Here is a 15,753-nt window from a genome sequence, read left to right as displayed (position 1 = left end):
GCGCCGCGGATCAGGCGGCCTGATCCTTGGCGACGAGGTGCCGCAGGACGTACTGCATGATGCCGCCGTTGCGGTAGTAGTCCGCCTCACCGGGGTGTCGATGCGCACGACGGCGTCGAACGCGATCTCGGTGCCGTCGGGCTTCACCGCGGTGACCGCGACGGTCTCCGGGGTGGTGCCGTCGTTGAGCGCGGTGACCCCCGCGATGGCGAAGGTCTCCGTCCCGTCCAGGCCCAGGCTGTCGGCGGTCTGCCCCTCAGGGAACTGCAGCGGCAGGACGCCCATGCCGATGAGGTTGGAGCGGTGGATGCGCTCGTAGCTCTCGGCGATGACGGCCTTGACGCCCAACAGCGACGTGCCCTTGGCCGCCCAGTCGCGCGAGCTGCCGGAGCCGTACTCCTTGCCGGCCAGGACGACCAGCGGGATGCCGGCGGCCTGGTAGTTGACCGAGGCGTCGTACACGAACGACACCGGGCCGTCGGCCTGGGTGAAGTCGCGGGTGTAGCCGCCTTCGGTGCCGGGCGCGATCTGGTTGCGCAGCCGGATGTTGGCGAACGTCCCGCGGATCATGACCTCGTGGTTGCCGCGGCGCGAGCCGTAGCTGTTGAAGTCCTTGCGCTGCACGCCGTGCTCGGTCAGGTACTGGCCGGCCGGGGTGTCGGCCTTGATGTTGCCGGCGGGGCTGATGTGGTCGGTGGTCACCGAGTCACCCAGCTTCAGCAGGACGCGGGCGCCCTCGATGTCGGTGACCGGGGCGGGCTGCTCGGGCATGCCGTCGAAGTACGGGGGCTTGCGCACGTACGTCGAGTCGGCGTCCCACTCGAAGATCTCGCCGTCGGGGGTCGGCAGCGAGCGCCACTTGTCGTCGCCGGCGAACACGTCGGCGTAGCGGCGCTCGAACATCTCCGCGCTGATCGAGCCGCCGATGACGTCCTCGATCTCCTCGGTGGTCGGCCAGATGTCGGCCATGAACACGTCGTTGCCGTCGGCGTCCTGCCCCAGCGGCTCGGTGGCCAGGTCGATGTCCATCGTGCCCGCCAGCGCGTACACGATGACCAGCGGCGGCGACGCGAGGTAGTTCATCTTCACGTCGGGGCTGATGCGGCCCTCGAAGTTGCGGTTGCCCGAGAGGACGGCCGCGACGGCGAGGTCGGCGTCGTTGATGGCCTGGCTGACCTCCGGGATGAGCGGACCGGTGTTGCCGATGCAGGTGACGCAGCCGTAGCCGACGGTGTTGAAGCCGAGGCTGTCCAGGTACTGCTGCAGGCCGGACTTCTCGTAGTAGTCGGTGACGACCTTCGAGCCGGGCGCCACGGTGGTCTTCACCCACGGCTTGGGCCGCAGGCCCTTCTCGACGGCCTTCTTGGCGACCAGGGCGGCACCGAGCATCACCGACGGGTTCGAGGTGTTGGTGCACGACGTGATGGACGCGACCGTGACCGCGCCGTGGTCAAGCTCGAACTGCGTGCCGTCGGGCAGCGTCACCAGGGTGGGCTTGTTGACCCGCGACGGCAGTTCGCCGTGGCCCTGATCGGCCGGGGCCGGGGAGTTGTCCGGGACGTTGGGGTCCGCCGCGGTCGGGTCCGAGGCGGGGATCGTCTCGGCGACGTTCTCGTCGTAGCCCTCGAGCTCGTCGGGCGACCCCGCGTAGCTCGGGAGTGCCTGGCGGAAGGCCACCTTCGACTCGGCGAGCACGACGCGGTCCTGCGGGCGCTTCGGGCCGGCGATGCTCGGCACGACGGTCGACAGGTCGAGTTCGAGGTACTCGGAGTAACGCGGCTCGGCCTCGGGGTCGTGCCACAGGCCCTGTGCCTTGGTGTAGTCCTCGACCAGCTTGATCTGCTCCTCGGAGCGGCCCGTCAGGCGCAGGTAGTCCAGCGTCTTGTCGTCGACCGGGAAGACGGCGATGGTCGAGCCGTACTCGGGGCTCATGTTGCCGATGGTGGCGCGGTTGGCCAGCGGCACCTCGGCGACGGACGGGCCGTAGAACTCGACGAACTTGCCCACCACCTTGTGCAGGCGCAGCATCTCGGTGATCGTGAGCACCAGGTCGGTGGCGGTCACTCCGTCGCTGAGCTTGCCCGAGAGCTTGAAGCCCACGACGCGCGGCACCAGCATCGAGACGGGCTGGCCCAGCATGGCCGCCTCGGCCTCGATGCCGCCCACGCCCCAGCCGACCACCCCGAGGCCGTTGACCATCGTGGTGTGGGAGTCGGTGCCCACACAGGTGTCGGGGTAGGCGAGCAGTTCGCCGTCCACCTCGCGCGGGAACACGACGCGGGCCAGGTTCTCGATGTTGACCTGGTGCACGATGCCGGTGCCCGGCGGGACGACCTTGAAGTCGTCGAACGCGGTCTGGCCCCACCGCAGGAACTGGTACCGCTCGCGGTTGCGCTCGTACTCGACGTCCATGTTGAGTTCCATGGCCTGGTCGGTGCCGAAGAAGTCGGCGATGACCGAGTGGTCGATGACCATCTCGGCCGGGCTGAGCGGGTTCACCTTCGACGGATCCCCACCCAGGGCCTGCACGGCCTCGCGCATCGTCGCCAGGTCGACGACGCAGGGCACGCCGGTGAAGTCCTGCATGATGACGCGCGCGGGGGTGAACTGGATCTCCTTGGACGGCTCCGCCGTCTCGTCCCACGTGCCGAGCGCCGTGATCTGCTCGGCGGTGATGTTCGCCCCGTCCTCGGTGCGCAGGAGGTTCTCCAGCAGCACCTTGAGGCTGTAGGGCAACGTGTCGGAGCCCTCCACCGCCTTGACGGAGTAGATCTGGTAGGACGTGCCGCTCGAGTTGAGCTCGGCCTTCGCCCCGAAGCTGTTGACGCTCATGTGGTCTGCCTCCTGGTCGACGTTCACTAATATCTCGACGTCGAGATAATAGCGTACTTCCTGTGCTCCGGGAATGGATCAGCCGCGATGAGCCCGATCGGCCCGCCGACGCGCCGCATACTCTTCGCGCAACTCGTCGTCGTCCATCATCAGGTACACGAGGCCGCAGTTGTGCGGTCCGTCGGCCCCGGGGGTGCACAAGGAGCACTTGTCCTGCGGGCGCAACGGGCAACGAGCCTCGATGTAGCGAGCCATCCATCCCTCCTGCGCGCGAGCTTACCCCCGGGTCAGGATCGCCACGCACTCCACGTGATGCGTCTGCGGGAACAGGTCGAAGGCCCGCAGCGACGCGACGCGGTAGCCGTGCTCGCCGGCCGTGCGCAGGTCGCGCGCCAGCGCCGCCGGGTCGCACGCGACGTAGGCCACGACCCGGGGACGCCGCCGGGCGACGGCCTCGATCACCGCGGCACCCGCGCCGGTGCGCGGGGGGTCCAGGACGACCACGTCGGCGCGATCCGGCAGCGCGGGCGGGCCGCCACGGCGACCGCGCGGGGGGCGCCGCGCCAGCACCTTCTCCACTCCCCCGGACAGGAAGCGCGCCTCGGGCACGTTGCCCCGGGCCAACTCGACGGCCTCGCGGGCGCCCTCGACGCCGGTGACCCGCAGGCCGGCGTCCACCAGGGCGCCGGCGAACAGCCCGACGCCGCAGTAGAGATCGAGGGCCACCTCGTCGGGACGGGGCCGCACCCCGTCGAGCACCGCCGCCACGAGCGTGTCGGCCGCCTGGGGGTGGACCTGCCAGAAGCCGTCGGCGCGCACGCGCCACGACCGCCCGGCCGCCTGCGCCGTCACGACCGTCTCGGCGCCCGGTGCGACCCAGACGGACCCCTGAGGCCCGTCGACGCCGATGATCTCGTCGCCGGCGGCGTCCGGGGGCGGCGCGGCGAGGGCGGGCGCGGCGATCAGGCAGCCGACCGCCGGCAGGGCCGACACCTCGTGCGAGCGGCTGCGGCGCAGCCCCCAGCCTTCGCCTCCGCGGCGGTACCGCATCCGCGTCCGCCAGCCGAAGGCGTCCGGGTCGACCCCCTCCACCTCGCCGTCCCACGCGATCCCGGCCAGGCGGCGCACCTGCTCGGCGACCACCTGACGCTTGAGCTCGCGCTGGTGCCCGACCTCCACGTGCTGGAAGTCGCAGCCCCCGCACGTCGCCGCGATCGCGCAGGGCTCCTCGACCCGGTGCGGGCTGGCCTCGATGACGGCGACCGCGTCGCCGAACGCGTGCCGCTTGGCGACCCCCGTGAGCCGGACGACGACCCGCTCCCCGGCCAGGGCGTGCCGCACGAACACGACGCGGCCCTCGTGCCGGGCGACCCAGTGCCCGCCGTGCGCGATCGGCCCGATCTCGACGTCGGCGAGCACGTCGCCGACCGCGGGCGCGTCCTCACTCATCGTCGAGGTGGGCGCCGGAGTGCACGGTGCCGGTGCCGGGGCGCCGCCACTTGGCGCCGTCCTGCCGGACGACCCGGTCGATGGCGTGCCGCGAGGACGCCAGCTGGTACGGCACCGCCGCGGTGATGACGCCGCGCACGAACGCGAGCCGCGTCTTGATGAGCAGCGTGGTCTGGTTGTGCAGCAGCCGCTCCCACCAGTGGCCCACCACCAGTTCGGGGACGTAGACCATGACCACGTCGCGCGGGTTGCCCGAGCTGAGGCCCTTGACGTACTTGACGAAGGGGGTGACGACCTCGCGGTAGGGGCTGGAGATGATCTTGAGCGGCATGCCGGGATCCAGCGCGTCCCACTGCTCGCGGATGTGGCGGGTGTGCTCCTCGTCGGAGGCGACGGTGACCGCCTCCATGCTGCTGGACCGGCTCGCCCGCGCGAAGGTCACGGCCCGCAGCGAGGGCTTGTCCAGTTCCGTCACCAGCACCACGGCGTGCACCCGGCTGGGCAGCATCCGGACGTCCGAGGGCGACAGCGCCGTCTCCTCGGCCACCTTCTGGTAGTGCCGGCTGATGAGCTTCATCAGGACGAACAGCAGCGCCATGGCCAGGATCGCCAGGTAGGCGCCGTAGATGAACTTCGAGGCCAGCACGATGACGAGCACGGTGCCGGTGAACGTGAGGCCGACCGCGTTGATGGCGCGGGCCCGCTTCATCGTCCGGCGTGCGGCCGGGTCGACCTCGGTCGCGAGGTGGCGCGTCCAGTGCCGCAGCATCCCCAGCTGGCTGACGGTGAAGGACACGAAGACGCCGACGACGTACAGCTGGATGAGGGCGGTGACGCTGGCGTTGAAGACCAGCACCAGCCCGACCGCCGCCAACGCGAGCAGGATGATGCCGTTGCTGTAGGCCAGCCGGTCGCCCCGGGTGTAGAGCGCCTTGGGCAGGAAGCCGTGACGGGCCAGGATCGAGCTCAGCACCGGGAAGCCGTTGAACGCGGTGTTGGCGGCGAGGAACAGGATGATCATCGTCATGGTGATCACCAGCACGAAGCCCACCGGGAACACGTCGAACACCGTGGCGGCCAGCTGGGCGATGATCGTGTCCTGATGGTCCTCGACCGGGGCGCCGTTGAGCGTGAAGTGGACGCCCGCCGCCTCGTCGACCATCTTGGCCCGCGTCAGGTTCGCCAGGGCGAGGATGCCGGTGAGCATCGAGATCGCGATCGTGCCGAGCAGCGCCAGCGTCGTGGCGGCGTTGCGGCTCTTCGGCTCGCGGAACGCCGGGACGCCGTTGGAGATCGCCTCCACGCCGGTCAGCGCCGCCGATCCGGACGAGAACGCCCGGGCGAGCAGCGCGATCATGGCGAAGCCGGTCAGTTGGGAGTAGAACGGGTCGCCGACCACGTCGAACTCGGCGGTCGGGGCGTTCAGCGGCTGCCCCAGCACGAAGATCCGGAACAGGCCGACGAGGATCATGCCCAGCACGGCGAACATGAACCCGTAGGTCGGGATCGCGAACAGCGTCCCCGACTCCCGGACGCCGCGCAGGTTCATGGCCATCAGCACCAGGATGATGACCGCAGCCACCACCCCCTCGTAGCCGACCATGAACGGGAACAGCGCCTTGGCGTTCTGCACCCCCGAACTCACCGAGACGGCCACCGTGAGGATGTAGTCGACCAACAGGGCCGAGGCGACCGTCAGGCCCGCGTTGGGTCCGAGGTTCACGGTGGCGACCTCGAAGTCGCCGCCGCCGGAGGGATAGGCGTGCACCGTCTGGCGGTAGGACAGCACCACCACCGCCATGACGACCGCGACCGCGAGCCCGATCTGCCAGGAGAAGAAGAAGCCGGCGACGCCGGCCAGGCTGAGGGTGAGGATGATCTCGTCGGGGGCGTAGGCGACCGAGGAGAGCGCGTCGGAGGCGAAGACCGGCAACGCGATGCGCTTGGGGAGCAGGGTCTCCCCCAGCTGGGCACTGGCCAGCTTGCGCCCGACCAGTACTCGCTTCAGGGCGTCCGCGACGTTCACGGGGGTACACTCTAGCGCCGTGCACATCGTGATCATGGGGTGCGGCCGCGTGGGGTCCTCGTTGGCCCGCGCGCTCGAGCGCCGGGGCCATTCCGTCGCCGTCATCGACCAGGATCCGGACGCCTTCCGGCGGCTGGGTCCCGACTTCCACGGCGCGACCGTGAAGGGCATCGGTTTCGACCGGAAGGTGCTCGTCGCGGCGGGCATCAAGGAGGCCGACGGGTTCGCCGCCGTGTCCTCGGGCGACAACTCGAACATCCTGGCCGCCCGCGTGGTGCGCGAGACCTACGGCATCGACAACGTCGTGGCGCGGATCTACGACCAGGGCCGCGCCGAGGTCTACGAGCGGCTCGGCATCCCGTCGGTGGCGACGGTGCGTTGGGCGTCGGACCAGGTGCTGCGCCGGCTGCTGCCCGAGGGCTCGGAGCCGCAGTGGCGCGACCCGTCAGGGCAGGTCCGTCTCATCCAGGTGGGCGCGCACGACGCCTGGGTGGGCCAGCGGATCGGCCGCATCGAGTCGCTGCTGCACGCCCGCGTCCCGTTCCTGACCCGGTTCGGCCAGGGGCTGGTCCCCACCGACGACACGCTGCTCCAGGACGGCGACATCCTCTACGTGGCGCTGGCCAACGAGGACGTCCCCCGCGTCGAGCAGATCCTGTCCGAGCCCCCGCCAAGCACTGAGTCGAAGAAGGAGACACCCGTGCGCGTCGCCATCGCCGGGGCCGGCAACGTCGGCCGTTCCATCGCCCGCGAGCTGCTGGCCAACGGCCACAAGATCCTGCTGATCGACCGCGATCCCAAGGCCATCAAGCCCGACAGCGTCCCCGGGGCCGAGTGGCTGCTGGCCGACGCCTGCGAGGTCGACTCGCTGGAGGAGGCCCGCCTGGACCGCTGCGACGTCGCGATCGCCGCGACCGGCGACGACAAGGCGAACCTCGTCACGAGCCTGCTGGCCAAGACCGAGTTCGCGGTGCCCCGCACCGTGGCGCGGGTCAACCACCCGAGCAACGAGTGGATGTTCGACGACGTGTGGGGCGTGGACGTCGCCGTCTCGACCCCGCGCCTCATGTGCGCGCTCGTCGAGGAGGCCGTCACCGTCGGCGACCTGGTGCGCCTGTTCTCCTTCAAGGGCGGGCGCACGAACCTCGTGGAGATGACGCTGCCCACCGACAGCCCGATCATCGGCCACCGCATCGACGAGCTCGATTTCCCCGGCGACGCCGTCCTGGTGGCCGTGATCCGCGACGGGAACGCCACGCCTCCGCAGAAGGACGGCTCCCTGGAGGGCGACGACGAGTTGCTCTTCGTGGTCCACCCCGACGCCGAACTCGACCTGGCGCACTACCTCGCCCCCGGCGTCGAGCGCGAGCGCGTCATGGACGACGACGAGGAGTGAGCAGCCGGTCCGGGGCGTCCCTCCTGTGAGAGGCTGACGCCATGTCCGGACTGCATCACGTCGAACTCTGGGTCGCCGAACCTCCCACCCTCCAGGACGACTGGGCCTGGCTGCTGCAGCGGCTCGGCTTCATGCTGGAGACCGAATGGCCGGGCGGCCAGACCTGGGCCGCCGGGGGCTCCTACCTGACGCTGACGACGTCGCCCAACCTGAGCGACCCCACCCACGACCGGCGCCGCGCCGGCCTGAACCACCTCGCGTTCCGCGCCGACAGCCGGGAGGCGGTCGACGCCGTGATGGCCGAGGCGCCCGAGCACGGCTGGACGCCGCTGTACCAGGAGCGGTACCCGCACGCGGGCGGGGACGGCCACTACGCGGGCTGGCTGGAGAACGCGGCGGGCTTCAAGGCCGAGGTCGTCTCCGAGGAGTCCTGAGCGCCCGACGGCGGGCGAGGGTGCCCGGCGCGATCAGCGCAGCTCGTAGCGCGGGTTGTACATCACGCGCTCGCCGTCGCTCACCGAGATCCGGCCCTCGACGACGAGGTCGCGCCCGGCGTCGATGCCCGGGATCTCGTGCCGCCCCATCCAGATCAGCCGCACCTGCCCCGTGCCGTCGGTCATCTCGGCCTCCAGCCACTTGGTGGTGCCGCGCGGCCGCACGGTGAGGACGTCGACCGTGCCGCGCAGCGTGACCCGGCTGCGGTCGGTGCACTGGGCGACGGAGTCCGCGCCCTCCTCGGCGGCGATCTTGTGCCGGTCCGCCGAGGCGATCTCGTCGGTGGAGCGCAGCAGGCTGCGCAGCGTGTCCTTCAGGCCCATGATGGTGCCTCCTAGCCCTGCGGGGCCTCGCCCTCGGGGAGGGCGAGCTGGATCAGCTCGCCCGGCACGCGGGGAGCCTCGTCGCGACGGATGACGACGTTGCGGAAGAACTCCACGAACACGTCCGCGGGTGCGTCCTCGCCCTCGACCATGGCCGCCTGGCCCATCAGCGTGCCCCGCAGCAGCCAGCGGGGGCCGTCCACGAGCCACACCCGCGACACGTGGAACAGCTGCTCGCCCTCGGGGCCGTCGATCGGCATCACGCGGCGCACCTCGGGGCCGAACGGCCCGTCCGCCTCCTCGGCGTGCCCGCCGCCCTGGGTGGCCTCCTCGACGATCTCCTCGCGGAGTTCGTCGGCCAGCGAACCGCTGCGCGGCGCGGCGAAGAGCGCCAGCTCCAGGCCGGACTCCTCATACGTCGCCAGCAGCGCCTGGATCATGCCGGTCTCGGGGTTGCCGTGCAGCTGCAGGCCGAGCCCCTCGAACGGCGTGATGATGACCGGCCCGAAGGTGATGCGCTGCACCTCGTCGGCGTCCAGGGCGACCTCCTCGAAGTCGAAGGGGCCGTCCTCGCGCGGGTCGACGGCCGCCTCGGCCGCCTCCTCGTCGGTGTCGTCGGCCTCGTCGATGTCGTCGGGGTCGGTGTCGGCGGCGTCCTCGAGGTCGGCCTCGTCCTCGATCGCCTCGTCGCGCTCGAGTTCGGCTTCCTCGGCGGCCCGCGCCTTACGCCCAAAGATCACTGTGGTGTCCCTCCGTCTGGTGCACTGGGGTCCGTCTCGTCGGACCAACTCGCCACTCCGCCGGTCGAGCCGTGGCCGCCCGCGCCGCGCGGGCTGTCGGCCAATTGCTGGGTCTCGACGAAGCCGGCTCGTCCGACGGGTTGGAAGACTAGCTGCGCGATCAAGTCCCCCCGTCGCAGTATCACCCTGCGGCTTCGGTCGGTGTTGAGCAGGCAGACGTGCAGTTCGCCGCGGTAGCCCGCGTCCACCGTCCCGGGCGCGTTGACGATGGTGATCCCCTCGCGGGCCGCCAGGCCCGAACGCGGGTGCACGAAGCACGCCCAACCCTCCGGGACGGCCAGGGCGATCCCGGTGCCGACGAGCGCCCGCTCCCCCGGTTCCAGCGTGACGTCCACCGCGGTGGCGATGTCGGCGCCCGCGTCCCCGGGGTGCGCGTAGCGCGGCAGCGGGACGCCGGGGTCGAGGCGGCGGACCGGGACCGTCGGCGTCCAGTCGGTGGTCACGCCGGTGTCCCGGTGCGCGCTCGTTCGATCGCCTGGGCCAGCTTGCGGGGGTGACGGGTGCCGAGGAGCCAGTAGGGGTGGGGGTCGGCGGCGTCGGCCACCTGGACGCGGACCGCGCGCGAGAGCCAGGGCCGCTGCACCACGAACGCGGACGGGTCGGAGGCGGCCCCCAGCAGCGCCTGGGTCTGCTCGGCGTCCAGCTCCGTCACCTCGCCCGCCCAGGGCCACTCGAGCAGGTTGGGGCCCACCCGGACGCCGGCGGCGTCCACGCTGATCTCGGTGCGTCCCATCCAGGCGACCGCGAGCCCGATGAGGGCCACGCTCGCCAGCGCCGCCCCGAAGCCGACCCACGGGCCGAACCAGAGGCCGAGCGCCAGCACGCCGCTGGTGCCGAAGGCCACGCCCACGAGCCAGTACCAACCCGGGGCGCTCAGACGTTCGCGGTATTCCACGCCCCCAATCTATCGAACGCGCCGCGGCCCGCGGGCTAGGGTTGACCCGAACGCGGCCGCCGGGCCGCCCGGACGGGCAGGACAGCATGGACATCCCCCAGAAGATGGTCTGGAACCTCTACTCGACCGCCGTGGGCATCGCTGCGGCGGCGGTGACCAAGAAGGTGGTCGACGGCGCCTGGGAGTTCGTCACCGGCGAGGAGCCGCCCCATCCCAACGACCCGACGGTTCCCACCGGGCAGGCGGTCGCGTGGGTCGTCGCCGTCGCCGTCGGCGTGGGGCTGTCCCAGGTGCTCATCAACCGCTTCGCCGCGAAGCGCTGGTCGGCCTACATCGGTGAGGATCAGCTCGCCCGCGCGGTCAACCTCCGGTTCTAGCCCCTCACGCACGCAGAACGGGCCGCGCGTTGCCGCAGCGGCCCGTTGAACGGCGGCGCCGCCCGGTGTTCCGGGCGGCGCCGCTCAGCGCTCAGGCGCAGTCCACGCAGTAGAGCAGTCCGTTGACCTCCTTGGCCACCTGCGAGCGCTGCTTCACGAGGAAGCAGCTGGCGCACGTGAACTCGTCGGCCTGCCGGGGCAGAACCCGTACGGTCAGCTCCTCGTGGGACAGGTCGGCTCCGGGGAGCTCGAACGATTCGGCGGCCTCGACCTCGTCCTCGTCGACCTTCCCCGAGTTCTTGTCGTTGCGCCGGCTCTTGAGCTCCTCGATGCTGTCCTCGTTCTCCTCGTCGTTCTTGCGAGGAGCGTCGTAATCAGTCGCCATGATGCCTTTCCACCAGCTGACAAAGGGTGTCGATTCCCGTGCGCGGCTCTCCGGGGAAGGTCCCGGCGCCGTGCACGAGGTGCAGACGCACATATATCACACCCGTCAAGTCCCACCCCAGTCAGGTTGTCTCGACATCGCGTCGAGGCGCTCGCCGTCGGCGGGGTCGGGCACGGTAGGTTACTTTGTACGACACCCACGGGGGTGAGCGCCGGCGGCCACCTGCCGAGGCACCGCCCCCGTCGACTCGGAGACTGATGATGGATAGTTCCTTGCGACCACGCGACATCCAGGCGCGCATCCGTGCGGGCGAATCCCCCGCGGACGTCGCCGCCGCCGCGGGCGTCCCGATCGAGCGCATCGCCGCCTTCTCCGACCCGGTGATGGCCGAGCGCGACCATGTCGCCGGGCTGGCCCGCACGCATCCCGTGCGCCGCCGCGGCGAGACGACGTCGCACCGCACCCTGCGCAACGCTGTGGCCGACACGCTGGCCGCCGAGGGCCTGGACGCTGACGGCGCCACGTGGGACGCCTGGAAGCTCGCCGACCGGCGCTGGCGCGTCCAGGTGACGTTCCCCGGCGCCGACGAGCCCCGCACCGCCTCGTTCGCCTACGACCAGATGGGCCGGTTCAGCGTCGCCGACGACGAGGAGGCCAAGCGCCTCATCGGAGACGTCCCGGCCGCCGACGATCTCGCGCTGGTCCGCGTCACCCAGGATCCGGTCGCGCAGGTGCACCACCTGCCGGGGACCGCACCCGAGGAGGGGTCGGACACCGACGAGGACGAGCGCGAGGCGCCCGAGGACGACCTCGAGGCTGAGGACGCCTTCCACGAGGGCGACCTGGCCGAGGTGGACGGCGTCTACGACATCGTCCCGCCCGCGCAGAGCGACCTGGACGTCCTCTACGACATGCTGTCGAGCTTCGACGAGGACTCGGTGAAGATCTACGCCGGCCTCGTGCACCCCAAGGAGGCGGCACCGGCGGCCGAGGAGCCGCCGATCGTCGAGGTGGTCGAGGTCGTGGAGGTGGTCGAGGGCGAGCGTCCGGCGCCCGAGACCCCCGCGACGCCGGATGAGGCCCCCGCGGCGTCCGACGCGCCGGCGGCGTCCTCCCCCGCCGAGCCCGAGCAGTTGTCCCTGCTGGACGAAGAGGAGCCCGAGGAGCCGCAGCCGGTGCGCAAGCGCCCCAAGCGCAAGCGTGCGGCGGTCCCCAGCTGGGACGAGATCATGTTCGGCGCGCCCCGCGCCGACGATCACTGAGCTGGCACGCCCCGCGCCGAGGGCGTGACGGGCCCGCGCAGCTCAGCGCGCGGCGGGCTCGTCGTCGAACGGCAGCGGCTCGGGGGTGAGGTCCACCCCGCCCTTGCGCGACGGCATCCCCCGCCGGTGGTGCCGGCGGCACAGCACCTCGTAGCGGACCACGGCGTCGGCGTCCATGTCGCCCACGGCGATCTGGTCGCCCTCGACGACCATCACCCCGTCGACGATCCGGGCGTTGTGCGTGGCGGGCGCGCCGCACCAGCAGCGCGGCCGCGCCTGCAGCATCTCGATCCGGTCGGCGAGCTCGACCAGGCGCCGCGAGCCGGGGAACAGCTCGGTGCGGAAGTCGGTGAGGATCCCGAAGCACGACGCGTCGATGTCGAGCTCGTCCACGATGCGCGCCAGGTCGTCGACCTGGGCCTCGGTGTAGAACTGCGCCTCGTCGCAGACCAGGTAGTCCACCCGGTGTCCGGCGGTGAGCTCGGCGGTGACGTACTCCCAGAAGTCGAAGCCGGGCGTCACCTCGATGGCGCGGGCGGTGAGCCCGATCCGGCTGCTGATGACGGCCTGTCCGCCCCGGTCGAAGCAGGTGAACAGCAGCCCGCGGCGTCCGGCGCTCGCCTCGGTGTAGTCGACCTGCAGGGCCAGCGTCGACTTGCCGCAGTTCATGGGGCCGGTGAAGTAGATCAGCGACGCCATCAGGCCACCAGCAGCGGGACGCGGGTCTCCAGCTCGGTCAGCGAGCCGTGCATGCCGACCAGCCCGAACTCGCGCGGCTGGGTGCGCGTCATCACCGCGCCGTCGTCGCGCATCGCGACCAGCACGTCGCCGATCCGGGAGGCCATGCGGCCGTCCACCGGCCCGAACCAGTCGGCGTCGATCGCCTCGTCGCGGGTCAGCACCCACGCCCGCTCGCCCAGCACGTCGCGCCAGCGGTCCGCGACGGCGGCCACGTGCTCGGGGCGGGCGTACAGCTGCCGCAGCCGGCCCTCGCCCGCGAGCAGGGTCACCTCGGCGCCGAGCTCGGGCACGTCCTCGACGATGACCCAGCGGTCCCGCGGTGCGTCGATCATGCCGTGGTCGCCGGTGATGAGCAGCCGGGCGTCGGCGGGCAGGGCGGCGCGCACGTCGCGGGCGAGCGCGTCCACCCGGCGCAGCGCCTCGCGCCACTGCGGGCTGCCCCAGCCCTGGCCGTGCCCGGTGTGGTCCAGGGACCGCTCGTACAGGTAGACCAGCGACCGCTGGCCGGACGCCGCGGCGTCGGCGGTCCAGCCGATGCGGGCCGCGTGGTCGCTCTCGTCGGGCACCGGCTGGAACCGCGCGCCGCGCAGTGCTGCCTCGGTGAGGCCGGTGCCCGCGAACCGCGCCGGGCTCACCGTCGTGAGCGCGACGCCCGCGCGCGCCAGGCGCTCGAAGGCGGTGAGGCGCGGCTGGACGTCGTAGGCCGACAGCCCGTCCTGCCAGGCCAGCGCGTTGAGCAGGCCGCCGTCCACCGGGTTGCGGAACGAGTAGCCGACCATGCCGTGCTGGCCGGGGGTGAGCCCGGTGCCGAGGCTGGTGATGCTGGTGGCGGTCGTGCTGGGGACGCCGGCGGTCAGCGCCCCGCCCGTCTCGCGCAGGGACGTGAGGAACGGGGCGTCCGCCGCGGCGGCGGCCAGGTTGAGGTCGCCCAGGCCGTCGACCAGCATCAACACCCAGCGGGGCGCCTCCGGCAGGCCCAGGACGTCGGTCCAGCCGGGCAGCCCCAGGGACGCGGCCATCGACGGCACCACGTCGGAGAGCGCGCCGGCCCCGTACGTCGGGACGATCGGCGCGGCGGCGAGCACCTCGGTCATAGACCGGCCACGCGCTGCAGCTTGGAGGCGAACGTGATGAGGTTCAGCACGGCGTCCTCGCCGTCGGCGGCGACGCTCATCCGCACCGTGAGATCGTCGGCCAGGTCCTGGGCGGTGAAGCCGTGGTCGGCGTCGCAGTTGGGGTCGTTGCAGCCGGCCGGTTCGATCTCGACCCGGCGGATGGCGCCCCAGTTGACCACCAGCCACGCCTCGGCGATGGTGCGCGCACCGCGGCCGAACCGCTCCGGGTTCGCCGCCACCTGGGTCAGGGCGACCGACTTCAGCCGGCGCAGCGCCACGGCCTCGGTGGTGGTGAGCGCCTGCGGCTGCGACGGGTTGTCGCCGTCGTCGGTGTGGGCGACGATGAAGCGCGTCGGCGTCAGCACCAGCACGGTGATGTGCCGGTGGAGCTCGTGGGCGTTGAACGTCGCCTCGTGATGGACGAGGGAGGCGATCACGTCCTCACCGTCCACCGCCTGCATGACCGTCGCCGCGACGAACTCCGGGAAGTAGCCCGAGGAGACGATCGCGGCGCTCAGGTCGAGCGGGAGTCTGGTCATTGCGCCATTGTCCCATGAGCGGGGATCCGGGCGAAAAACCGTTACCGTTGTGCACCATGAGCAAACGGCCGTTCATCGCCGCCCGCTGGGAACTGTTCGTCGACCGCCGCGTCGAACGGCTCTTCCGGCTGCTCGGTTGGCAGGAGCGGGTCATCCCGTACACGGCCTACGGCGACGACACGTTCGTCCGCGTCCTGGGCCGCGTGGTGCTCTCCCCCACCTTCGACGACACCCAGCTGGGCAAGGCCGCCGAGGAGTTCCTGCGGCGGCGGGGCTGGCGCAACTTCCTGACCACCCCCTGCGTCCACGCCCGCTACGAGATCCATCTGGGCGACACCGTCGTGACCGGCACGTCGGACCGGGGCGGCTACATCGACCACCGCGTCCGGGACCACGACCTGGCTCCGGGCTGGCGGGATGGCACGGTGGAGACGACCTCGTCGGAGCCGGTCGGCTTCGAGGCTCAGATCGTGGACGCCGACCAGAGGTTCGGGGTGGTCTCCGACATCGACGACACCATCCTCACCACGATGGTGCCCCGCCTGTTCATCTCCGCCTGGAACTCGTTCTTCCGCCGGGAGGAGGCCCGCCAGGCCGTGCCCGGGATGGCCGTGTTCCTCGACGACGTCCTCGCGCGGCGTCCGGGTGCCCCCGTGTTCTACCTCTCGACCGGCGCGTGGAACACCCACGGCTTCCTGACGCGTTTCATGCGGCGGCACCGCTACCCGCGCGGCGCGATGCTGCTGACCGACTGGGGACCCACGAACACCGGCTGGTTCCGGTCCGGTCCCGAGCACAAGCGCGGCGCCCTGCTGCAGCTCTCGATCGACTACCCGCACATCAGCTGGCTGCTGGTGGGCGACGACGGCCAGCACGACCCCGACATCTACGGCGACTTCGCGGCGTCCCACCCCGACCACGTGACGGCGATCGCGATCCGGCAGCTCACGCCGGCGGAGCAGTTCCTGGCGCATGGCACGATGGAGCCGCTCGAGGTCAGCTCCGAGCACCCCCGTGACATCCCGGTCTTCCGCGCCCCGGACGGCCGCGGCCTGCGCCGCGTGCTCGATCGGTACCTCAGCCGGAACTGAGCGGGCCTCGGAGTGGCGAGGAGAGCG

The 15,753-nt window shown here is 71.6% G+C and carries 16 protein-coding genes and 2 pseudogenes; 6 read left to right on the top strand and 12 right to left on the bottom strand.

Annotated elements, in window-relative coordinates; all coding sequences use genetic code 11:
- Positions 1–10 precede the first annotated feature (10 nt).
- From G7070_RS15615 to G7070_RS15600, 4 genes and pseudogenes are all read right to left on the bottom strand, one after another.
- Positions 11–2,832: pseudogene (locus G7070_RS15615) on the bottom strand (aconitate hydratase).
- 78 nt (positions 2,833–2,910) lie between these two features.
- Positions 2,911–3,087 (bottom strand): DUF6767 domain-containing protein, encoded by a 177-nt coding sequence (locus G7070_RS15610; protein WP_166234505.1) that lies wholly within the window; start codon positions 3,085–3,087, stop codon positions 2,911–2,913.
- Positions 3,088–3,108: 21 nt separating this feature from the next.
- Positions 3,109–4,281, bottom strand: a complete 1,173-nt coding sequence (locus G7070_RS15605) for a class I SAM-dependent RNA methyltransferase (RefSeq protein WP_166234504.1) — start codon at positions 4,279–4,281, stop codon at positions 3,109–3,111.
- Positions 4,274–6,307 carry an APC family permease gene (locus G7070_RS15600; RefSeq protein WP_166234503.1) on the bottom strand — a complete coding sequence of 678 codons (2,034 nt, stop codon included), beginning with the start codon at positions 6,305–6,307 and terminating at the stop codon, positions 4,274–4,276. Before G7070_RS15600 ends, G7070_RS15605 begins: the two co-directional genes overlap by 8 nt.
- Before the next feature lie 34 nt (positions 6,308–6,341).
- Between G7070_RS15600 and G7070_RS15595 the strand changes: the two are divergent.
- From G7070_RS15595 to G7070_RS15585, 3 genes and pseudogenes are all read left to right on the top strand, one after another.
- Positions 6,342–6,977 (top strand): annotated as a pseudogene (locus G7070_RS15595) (potassium channel family protein); the annotation flags it as partial.
- A 30-nt stretch (positions 6,978–7,007) separates the two neighbouring features.
- Positions 7,008–7,703 carry a potassium channel family protein gene (locus tag G7070_RS15590; RefSeq protein ID WP_166235389.1) on the top strand — a complete coding sequence of 232 codons (696 nt, stop codon included), beginning with the start codon at positions 7,008–7,010 and terminating at the stop codon, positions 7,701–7,703.
- 41 nt (positions 7,704–7,744) lie between these two features.
- Positions 7,745–8,137 carry a VOC family protein gene (locus G7070_RS15585; RefSeq protein ID WP_166234502.1) on the top strand — a complete coding sequence of 131 codons (393 nt, stop codon included), beginning with the start codon at positions 7,745–7,747 and terminating at the stop codon, positions 8,135–8,137.
- A gap of 33 nt (positions 8,138–8,170) precedes the next feature.
- On the opposite strand, the gene G7070_RS15580 is transcribed toward G7070_RS15585, so the two are convergent.
- Genes G7070_RS15580 through G7070_RS15565 form a run of 4 tightly spaced genes read right to left on the bottom strand, consistent with a single transcriptional unit; the run spans position 8,171 to position 10,216 of the window.
- Positions 8,171–8,521, bottom strand: a complete 351-nt coding sequence (locus G7070_RS15580) for an OB-fold nucleic acid binding domain-containing protein (RefSeq protein ID WP_246227158.1) — start codon at positions 8,519–8,521, stop codon at positions 8,171–8,173.
- Between the two features lie 11 nt (positions 8,522–8,532).
- Positions 8,533–9,261 carry a DUF3710 domain-containing protein gene (locus G7070_RS15575; RefSeq protein ID WP_166234501.1) on the bottom strand — a complete coding sequence of 243 codons (729 nt, stop codon included), beginning with the start codon at positions 9,259–9,261 and terminating at the stop codon, positions 8,533–8,535.
- The gene (dut, locus tag G7070_RS15570; RefSeq protein ID WP_166234500.1) at positions 9,258–9,764 is read right to left on the bottom strand and encodes a dUTP diphosphatase; all 507 of its coding nucleotides are present in this window, start codon (positions 9,762–9,764) and stop codon (positions 9,258–9,260) included. The genes G7070_RS15575 and dut overlap by 4 nt, the downstream gene beginning before the upstream one ends.
- Positions 9,761–10,216 carry a DUF3093 domain-containing protein gene (locus G7070_RS15565; protein ID WP_166234499.1) on the bottom strand — a complete coding sequence of 152 codons (456 nt, stop codon included), beginning with the start codon at positions 10,214–10,216 and terminating at the stop codon, positions 9,761–9,763. The genes dut and G7070_RS15565 overlap by 4 nt, the downstream gene beginning before the upstream one ends.
- 86 nt (positions 10,217–10,302) lie before the next feature.
- On the opposite strand from G7070_RS15565, the gene G7070_RS15560 reads away from it, so the two are divergent.
- A complete protein-coding gene (locus G7070_RS15560) occupies positions 10,303–10,593 on the top strand; it encodes a DUF4235 domain-containing protein (RefSeq protein ID WP_166234498.1) in 291 nt (96 codons plus the stop codon).
- A 91-nt stretch (positions 10,594–10,684) separates the two neighbouring features.
- Here G7070_RS15560 and G7070_RS15555 read toward each other — a convergent pair whose 3' ends face one another.
- Positions 10,685–10,978: a DUF4193 domain-containing protein gene (locus G7070_RS15555; RefSeq protein ID WP_166234497.1), complete on the bottom strand. Its 294-nt coding sequence runs from the start codon at positions 10,976–10,978 to the stop codon at positions 10,685–10,687.
- Positions 10,979–11,163: 185 nt separating this feature from the next.
- On the opposite strand from G7070_RS15555, the gene sepH reads away from it, so the two are divergent.
- Positions 11,164–12,240, top strand: coding sequence for a septation protein SepH (sepH, locus tag G7070_RS15550; RefSeq protein WP_431977904.1), 1,077 nt, complete (start codon positions 11,164–11,166; stop codon positions 12,238–12,240).
- A gap of 42 nt (positions 12,241–12,282) precedes the next feature.
- Here sepH and G7070_RS15545 read toward each other — a convergent pair whose 3' ends face one another.
- From G7070_RS15545 to G7070_RS15535, 3 genes are read right to left on the bottom strand one after another with little or no spacing between them, the layout of a single operon-like run.
- The gene (locus G7070_RS15545) at positions 12,283–12,939 is read right to left on the bottom strand and encodes a thymidine kinase (protein ID WP_166234495.1); all 657 of its coding nucleotides are present in this window, start codon (positions 12,937–12,939) and stop codon (positions 12,283–12,285) included.
- Positions 12,939–14,075 (bottom strand): alkaline phosphatase family protein, encoded by a 1,137-nt coding sequence (locus G7070_RS15540; protein ID WP_166234494.1) that lies wholly within the window; start codon positions 14,073–14,075, stop codon positions 12,939–12,941. Before G7070_RS15540 ends, G7070_RS15545 begins: the two co-directional genes overlap by 1 nt.
- Positions 14,072–14,635, bottom strand: coding sequence for a DUF5998 family protein (locus tag G7070_RS15535; protein WP_166234493.1), 564 nt, complete (start codon positions 14,633–14,635; stop codon positions 14,072–14,074). Before G7070_RS15535 ends, G7070_RS15540 begins: the two co-directional genes overlap by 4 nt.
- A gap of 56 nt (positions 14,636–14,691) precedes the next feature.
- Here G7070_RS15535 and G7070_RS15530 point away from each other — a divergent pair, with 56 nt between their 5' ends.
- Entirely contained in the window at positions 14,692–15,726 is a 1,035-nt protein-coding gene (locus tag G7070_RS15530; protein ID WP_166234492.1) for an App1 family protein phosphatidate phosphatase, read from the top strand.
- Positions 15,727–15,753: the final 27 nt, after the last annotated feature.

The sequence above is a fragment of the Propioniciclava coleopterorum genome (assembly GCF_011393335.1).
Classification (GTDB): Bacteria; Actinomycetota; Actinomycetes; order Propionibacteriales; family Propionibacteriaceae; genus Propioniciclava; species Propioniciclava coleopterorum.
This window is presented reverse-complemented; position numbering and strand designations above follow the sequence as displayed.

Bases quoted from the DNA above. Each gene is read 5' to 3' on its own strand.
- G7070_RS15540 (WP_166234494.1), bottom strand. From the start codon at position 14,075: ATGACCGAGGTGCTCGCCGCCGCGCCGATCGTCCCGACGTACGGGGCC.
- G7070_RS15605 (WP_166234504.1), bottom strand. From the start codon at position 4,281: ATGAGTGAGGACGCGCCCGCGGTCGGCGACGTGCTCGCCGACGTCGAG.
- G7070_RS15560 (WP_166234498.1), top strand. From the start codon at position 10,303: ATGGACATCCCCCAGAAGATGGTCTGGAACCTCTACTCGACCGCCGTG.
- G7070_RS15555 (WP_166234497.1), bottom strand. From the start codon at position 10,978: ATGGCGACTGATTACGACGCTCCTCGCAAGAACGACGAGGAGAACGAG.
- G7070_RS15535 (WP_166234493.1), bottom strand. From the start codon at position 14,635: ATGACCAGACTCCCGCTCGACCTGAGCGCCGCGATCGTCTCCTCGGGC.
- G7070_RS15585 (WP_166234502.1), top strand. From the start codon at position 7,745: ATGTCCGGACTGCATCACGTCGAACTCTGGGTCGCCGAACCTCCCACC.
- G7070_RS15580 (WP_246227158.1), bottom strand. From the start codon at position 8,521: ATGGGCCTGAAGGACACGCTGCGCAGCCTGCTGCGCTCCACCGACGAG.
- G7070_RS15545 (WP_166234495.1), bottom strand. From the start codon at position 12,939: ATGGCGTCGCTGATCTACTTCACCGGCCCCATGAACTGCGGCAAGTCG.
- G7070_RS15610 (WP_166234505.1), bottom strand. From the start codon at position 3,087: ATGGCTCGCTACATCGAGGCTCGTTGCCCGTTGCGCCCGCAGGACAAG.
- G7070_RS15530 (WP_166234492.1), top strand. From the start codon at position 14,692: ATGAGCAAACGGCCGTTCATCGCCGCCCGCTGGGAACTGTTCGTCGAC.